The 6,000-nt window shown below is 59.8% G+C and carries 5 protein-coding genes; all 5 read right to left on the bottom strand.

The genetic code is table 11. The annotated features are described in order from the left end of the window. Positions 1 to 94: 94 nt before the first annotated feature. A complete protein-coding gene (locus QN377_RS17890; RefSeq protein WP_095002560.1) occupies positions 95 to 1,276 on the bottom strand; it encodes an acetyl-CoA C-acetyltransferase in 1,182 nt (393 codons plus the stop codon). 157 nt (positions 1,277 to 1,433) lie between these two features. After that, positions 1,434 to 2,303, bottom strand: a complete 870-nt coding sequence (locus QN377_RS17885; protein ID WP_095002561.1) for an oxygenase MpaB family protein — start codon at positions 2,301 to 2,303, stop codon at positions 1,434 to 1,436. A gap of 52 nt (positions 2,304 to 2,355) precedes the next feature. Beyond that, positions 2,356 to 4,020 carry a glucose-6-phosphate isomerase gene (gene pgi, locus QN377_RS17880; RefSeq protein ID WP_095018771.1) on the bottom strand — a complete coding sequence of 555 codons (1,665 nt, stop codon included), beginning with the start codon at positions 4,018 to 4,020 and terminating at the stop codon, positions 2,356 to 2,358. Positions 4,021 to 4,285: 265 nt separating this feature from the next. After that, positions 4,286 to 5,146 (bottom strand): pantoate--beta-alanine ligase, encoded by an 861-nt coding sequence (gene panC, locus QN377_RS17875; RefSeq protein WP_095002563.1) that lies wholly within the window; start codon positions 5,144 to 5,146, stop codon positions 4,286 to 4,288. Next, the gene (gene panB, locus QN377_RS17870; protein WP_095018772.1) at positions 5,143 to 5,943 is read right to left on the bottom strand and encodes a 3-methyl-2-oxobutanoate hydroxymethyltransferase; all 801 of its coding nucleotides are present in this window, start codon (positions 5,941 to 5,943) and stop codon (positions 5,143 to 5,145) included. Before panB ends, panC begins: the two co-directional genes overlap by 4 nt. Positions 5,944 to 6,000: the final 57 nt, after the last annotated feature.

The raw sequence follows: 6,000 nt of genomic DNA, 5'->3' as shown, positions 1-6,000 counted from the left end.
AGATGTGTATAAGAGACAGCGCGAAGGTCGTTCGCGAGCAGGCTCGCTCCCACAGGATGGCTTGACCGGCAACAGAGTATCTACACGTTTTGCATTACTCCCGCTCGATCGCCAGCGCTACGCCCTGACCACCGCCGATGCACAAGGTGGCCAGGCCTTTTTTGGCGTCGCGCTTGAGCATTTCGTGAAGCAGGGTCACCAGGATCCGGCAACCTGACGCACCAATAGGGTGGCCAATGGCAATTGCGCCGCCATTGACGTTGACCTTGCTCGCGTCCCATTGCAGTTCCTGGCCCACGGCCAGCGCTTGTGCGGCGAAGGCTTCGTTGGCTTCGATCAGGTCCAGTTGCTGCAAAGTCCAGCCGGCTTTGCTCAGGCAACGCTGGGTGGCACTGACCGGGCCGATGCCCATGATGGCCGGATCCACGCCGGCATTGGCGTAGGCTGCGATTTTGGCCAGCACCGGCAAGCCCAGGGCCTTGGCCTTGGCGGCGCTCATGAGCATGACCGCGGCTGCGCCGTCATTGAGTGAGGAGGCGTTCCCTGCGGTGACGGAACCGTCTTTTTTGAATGCGGGACGCAGTTTTGCCAACGATTCGGCGGTGGTGCCAGCGCGCGGTTGCTCGTCGGTAGTGAATGCGATCGGATCGCCTTTGCGCTGCGGGATCAGGACGGGGGTGATTTCATCGACAAAGCGCCCGGCTTCAATCGCCGCAGTGGCTTTTTGCTGTGAGGCGGCGGCGAAGGCGTCTTGCGCTTCACGGCTGATGTCGTATTTAGCCACAAGGTTTTCGGCGGTAATGCCCATGTGGTAGTCGTTGAACGCATCCCACAGGCCATCGCTGATCATGGTGTCGACGATCTGACTGTGGCCCATGCGCAGACCGGTGCGGGCACCGGGCATGATGTAGTTGGACAGGCTCATGTTTTCCTGGCCGCCGGCGATGATCACCTCGGCATCGCCGCATCGAATGGCCTGGGCCCCCAGGTGCAGGGCCTTGAGGCCCGACCCGCAAACCTTGTTCAGGGTCAATGCCGGTACCGCAAACGGCAGGCCGGCCTTGATTGCCGCCTGGCGGGCAGGGTTTTGCCCGGCACCGGCGGTCAGTACCTGACCCATGATCACTTCGTCGACCTGGGCGCCATCCAGGCCGGTTTGTGCGAGTAATTGGCGAATGACGGCGGCACCCAGTTCCACGGCAGGTACATGGGCCAGGGAACCTTGAAAGCTGCCAACGGCGGTGCGGGTAGCCGCAACGATTACGACGTCTTGCATTGCTTGAGTCCTCTTTATTCTTGGAGTGTTGTGTCCGGATTCAGGCGGGCATGGTGGCATAAATCGGTGTTGAGTTCATCGCGGGCAGGCCCGCTCCCACAAGAGCACCACAGATCCTGTGGGTGCGGGCCTGCCCGCGATGGCAACGTAGCGGTTTTCAGCCAAGCCCCATGCGCCGTCGCGCCCGTTGTACCGAACCGTTGCGTACGGCCCAGCGCAGGATTGGCGCGGTGCTGTTGACCCCGGCCCGCACCCCTTTGCGAATCATCGAGTGTTGTTGCAGCCCCAACTGGTCGCTGGCCCAGTCGGGCAGTAAATCGATCCCGGCCTGCATCATCAATGCACCAAATGGTTTGGCCAGCAGGCTGGGGGCAGGGGCGTTGAGCAGCAGGCGAATGACTTCACGGCTGCGCTCATCGCAAAGCAATTGCGGGCGAACGCTGTCGAGGTAATCGGCTACTTGCTGACGTGAGCGCGGTACGTGGGTGGCGCCCAGGCGTTCAGCGATCATGGCGATTTCGTCGTAGTAGCGGTCCTGATCTTCAGCGGATAAATGCGGGTTGCGATAGCGCAGGTGGGCGGCGAGAAAATTGCTGACTTCGGCCACATGCACCCAGGTCAGCAGCTCGGGGTCGCTGGCCGCATAGGGGCGGCCATCGAGACCGGTGCCGCTGACTTGCAGGTGGATGGTGCGCACTTTGTCGATCAGCCAGTTGGCATCGCCAGTGGCGCCGAAGGTGGTACCTGAAATGAACTGCCCGGTGCGGCGTAGCCGACCCAGCATGTCTTCGCGGAAACTGGAGTGGTCCCACACCCCGGCCAGGGCCAGTGGGTGCAAGGCTTGCAGCATCAAGGCGCTGATGCCGCCAATCAGCATGCTGGTGAAGTCACCGTGGACCTGCCAACTGATGGAGTCCGGGCCGAACAGGCCGGGGTCGCCCTTGGGGTTTTCGAGGTCGAGCTTGCCGAGGGAAAGCCCGGTCAGGCTCATGATCTGGCGCTCGATGGGGCGGCGGATAAATTCCATTATGCCTTTCTCGATGGTGCCAGCCAGTCGATGAAAACTGGCTGGCTATCAATCACCCGCGGTGACGGCCGCGGAAGTAGTTGATCAGGCCCTGGGTCGACGCATCGTCGGCAGGCTCTTCCTGGATACCGGTCAGACGGTTGTATACGCCTTTGCCCAGCTCCTTGCCCAGTTCAACACCCCATTGGTCGAAGGCGTTGATGCCCCAGATCACGCTTTGCACAAACACTTTGTGTTCGTACAGCGCAACCAGTGCACCCAGACGGCGCGGGCTGATGCGTTCCACCACCAGGGTATTGCTCGGGCGGTTGCCCGGGATCACCTTGTGCGGTGCCAGTTTTTTAACTTCTTCTTCGCTCATGCCCTTGTCGCGCAGTTCAGCTTCGGCTTCTGCGCGGGTTTTACCCAGCATCAGCGCCTGGCTTTGCGACAGGCAGTTGGCATACAGCCATTGATGGTGGTCGGACACCGGGTTGAAGCTGACAATCGGCACGATAAAGTCGGCCGGGATCAGTTGGGTGCCTTGGTGCAGCAATTGGTGGTACGCATGCTGACCGTTGCAGCCCACTCCACCCCAGATCACCGGGCCAGTATCGGTTGACACCGGAGTGCCGTCCTGGCGCACGCTCTTGCCGTTGGATTCCATATCCAGTTGTTGCAAGTGCTTGGTGATGTTGCGCAGGTAGTGGTCGTACGGCAGGATCGCGTGGCTTTGCGCGCCCCAGAAGTTGCCATACCACACGCCCAGTGCGGCCATCAGTACCGGCATGTTCTGCTCGAACGGAGCAGTCTGGAAGTGCTGGTCCATGCTGTAGGCACCGGACAGCAGCTCTTTGAAGTTGGACATGCCGATGGCCAGGGCAATTGGCAGACCGATGGCCGACCACAGCGAGTAACGCCCGCCGACCCAGTCCCACATCGGGAAGATGTTTTCTTCTCGAATACCGAATGCCACGGCTGCCGCGTTGTTGCTCGATACGGCGATAAAGTGGCGATGCAGCTCAGCTTCAGAACCGCCCTGAGCCAGGTACCACGCCCGTGCCGCCTGGGCGTTTTTCAGGGTTTCGAGGGTATTGAAGGACTTTGACGAAACAATAAACAGCGTGGTTTCAGCGCGCAGTTTTGCGGTCAGTTCATGGAACTCACTGCCGTCGATGTTCGCCAGGTAATGGCAGCGCACACCTTTTTGCGCGTAGGACAGCAGCGCTTCAGAAACCAGCTCAGGGCCGAGGAACGAGCCGCCGATGCCGATATTGACGATGTCGGTGATTGGCTTCTCGGTGTAACCGCGCCACAGACCGTCGTGAATCCGGCCGACCAGCTCGGTCATCTGGTTCAGGACTTTATGCACCTCGGGCATGATGTTCACGCCGTTGACCGACAGTTTGTCGGCAACCGGACGGCGCAACGCGGTGTGCAGGGCCGGGCGACCTTCAGAGGCGTTGACGATTTCACCGCTGAACAACGACTTGATTGCGCCTTTGAGGTCGACCTCATTGGCGAGGTCGACCAGAAGGTCGCGGGTCTCGTTGGTGATCAGGTTTTTCGAGTAGTCCAGAAACAGCCCGCAGCTGCTCAGGGTGAATTCTTCAAAACGTTTCGGGTTGCTGTTAAACGCGTCACGCATGCTGAAGTTTTGCATGCTGGCACGGTGAAGTTTCAACGCTTGCCAAGCGGGCAGAGCGGTAACGTCGTGAGGGGTGCGGTAGTACGCCATCGCTGCGGATATCCTTTTTGCTTGAACTGCCTTTGGACACTGAAAACACCTGCGCCTGGTTTTTCTTGTTCAGGCGTTCGGTCGGTCTGATTCTGCACGTTAACTGGAAGCAGGGCGATTACAGTAACCTTCGCGCCTGCTTCTGTCTTGGCTTTGTCTGACACCGAGAAGTAACTTTTGTCACAGTTACGTCACAGCAGGTGAAACGTTTCAGTGTTTCTTTATGGAGTGCGGGTCATTCCGCGGTTCCGCACAGGCCACTCTGTCAGAGCGCGCTGTCGAGATTAAGATGTACGTTGTCGATCAAACGGGTGGCACCCAGGAAGGCCGCAACCAGAATTACCAGGTCGCGATCAGTCGCCTGTGCCGGTAGCAAGGTCTGTGCGTGGCGCACTTCCAGGTAGTCCGGACGAAAACCAATGGCTTCGATTTGCGCCAGATGCTGGCGCACCAGGGCCGGGTAGTCGCGCTCACCGGCTTCGATGGCGCGCGCCATTTCACTCAGGTGACGGTACAGCGCTGGCGCCAGGGCTCGCTGCTCTTCGCTCAGGTAACCATTGCGCGAGGACAGGGCCAGGCCGTCTTCGGCGCGCACGGTGGGTTCGCTGATGATCTGGATCGGGAAGTTCAGATCGTTGACCATTGCGCGAATGACTGCCAGCTGTTGGTAGTCTTTTTGCCCAAAAATCGCCAGGTCGGGCTGAACCATGTTGAACAGCTTGCTGACCACGGTGGTCACACCATCGAAATGCCCCGGGCGACGGCTGCCGCACAGTTCATTGCTTAATTTGGCAGCAGTAACACGGGTCAGGCCGTCCATGCCGTTGGGGTACATTTCTTCAACGGTCGGGGCAAACAGCAAGTCACAGCCTGCCTGCAGAAGCCTTTCCTGGTCGGCTGCCAGGGTGCGCGGATAGGTATCCAGATCTTCGTTGGCGCCAAACTGCAGCGGGTTGACGAAAATGCTCGCCACCACGAAATCGGCTTGTTGTGCGGCGGTGGTTACCAGTGCGCCATGGCCACTGTGCAGATTGCCCATGGTCGGGACCAGTGCTATCTGTTTGCCTTCACGGCGTGCGCGGGCGATGACGGCGCGCAGTTCGCGAACGGTTTTAACTGTGTTCATGCAGAGAATCCGTGTTCGGTAGCAGGAAAGCTGACGGCTTTGACTTCAGTGACGTAGGCGCGCAGGGCGGACTGGATATCGGGCTGGCCGCTCATGAAGTTTTTCACGAACTTGGGCACGCGGCCGGTCAGTGAAAGGCCTAGCATGTCGTGCAGCACCAGGACCTGGCCGTCGGTGTCACTGCCGGCGCCGATGCCGATGACCGGGATCTTGACCGCGTGGGTGATCTCTTTTGCCAGTTCGCTGGGTACACATTCGAGCAGCAGCATGGCCGCTCCTGCCTGTTCCAGGGCAATGGCATCGGCACGCATCTGGCGCGCCTGGTTTTCGTTGCGGCCTTGTACCTTGTAACCCCCCAGCACGTTCACGGTCTGCGGGGTCAGGCCCATATGCGCGCACACGGGGATGCCGCGTTCAGTCATGGCCCGGATCGACTCGGCCAGCCACACGGCGCCTTCGACCTTGACCATATGCGCGCCGGCCTTCATCAGCACCGCGCTGTTGTTGAGGCTTTGTTCCAGGGTGGCGTTGGCCATAAAGGCCATGTCCGCCAGGATCAGAGCGTCCTGGTTACCGCGTTTGACGCAGGCCACGTGGTAGGCCATGTCAGCGGTCGTCACAGGCAATGTACTGTCATGCCCTTGTAGAACCATGCCCAGGGAGTCGCCTACCAATAGCACTTCAACACCGGCCTGATTGCAGGCGTGGGCGAAGGTGGCGTCATAGCACGTCAGCATGGTGATTTTTTCACCTTTTTGCTTAAGGCCTTGCAGGGTGGTCAGGGTAATAGCTGGCATGAAAAGGATCCTCGTCAGGCAGTGTGGTAACCACTGCGAGTAACGCGTGTGATTCAT

It is taken from the genome of Pseudomonas sp. CCC4.1 (assembly GCF_035019225.1).
In the GTDB taxonomy this organism is placed as follows: domain Bacteria; phylum Pseudomonadota; class Gammaproteobacteria; order Pseudomonadales; family Pseudomonadaceae; genus Aquipseudomonas; species Aquipseudomonas bubulae.
The sequence above is the reverse complement of the archived record's forward strand: the minus strand, read 5'-3'. Positions and strand labels throughout refer to the sequence as shown.

What these genes read in the sequence shown, in the direction of transcription:
- panB (WP_095018772.1), bottom strand. Translation starts at nt 5,943, where the DNA reads ATGCCAGCTATTACCCTGACCACCCTGCAAGGCCTTAAGCAAAAAGGT.
- panC (WP_095002563.1), bottom strand. Translation starts at nt 5,146, where the DNA reads ATGAACACAGTTAAAACCGTTCGCGAACTGCGCGCCGTCATCGCCCGC.
- QN377_RS17890 (WP_095002560.1), bottom strand. Translation starts at nt 1,276, where the DNA reads ATGCAAGACGTCGTAATCGTTGCGGCTACCCGCACCGCCGTTGGCAGC.
- QN377_RS17885 (WP_095002561.1), bottom strand. Translation starts at nt 2,303, where the DNA reads ATGGAATTTATCCGCCGCCCCATCGAGCGCCAGATCATGAGCCTGACC.
- pgi (WP_095018771.1), bottom strand. Translation starts at nt 4,020, where the DNA reads ATGGCGTACTACCGCACCCCTCACGACGTTACCGCTCTGCCCGCTTGG.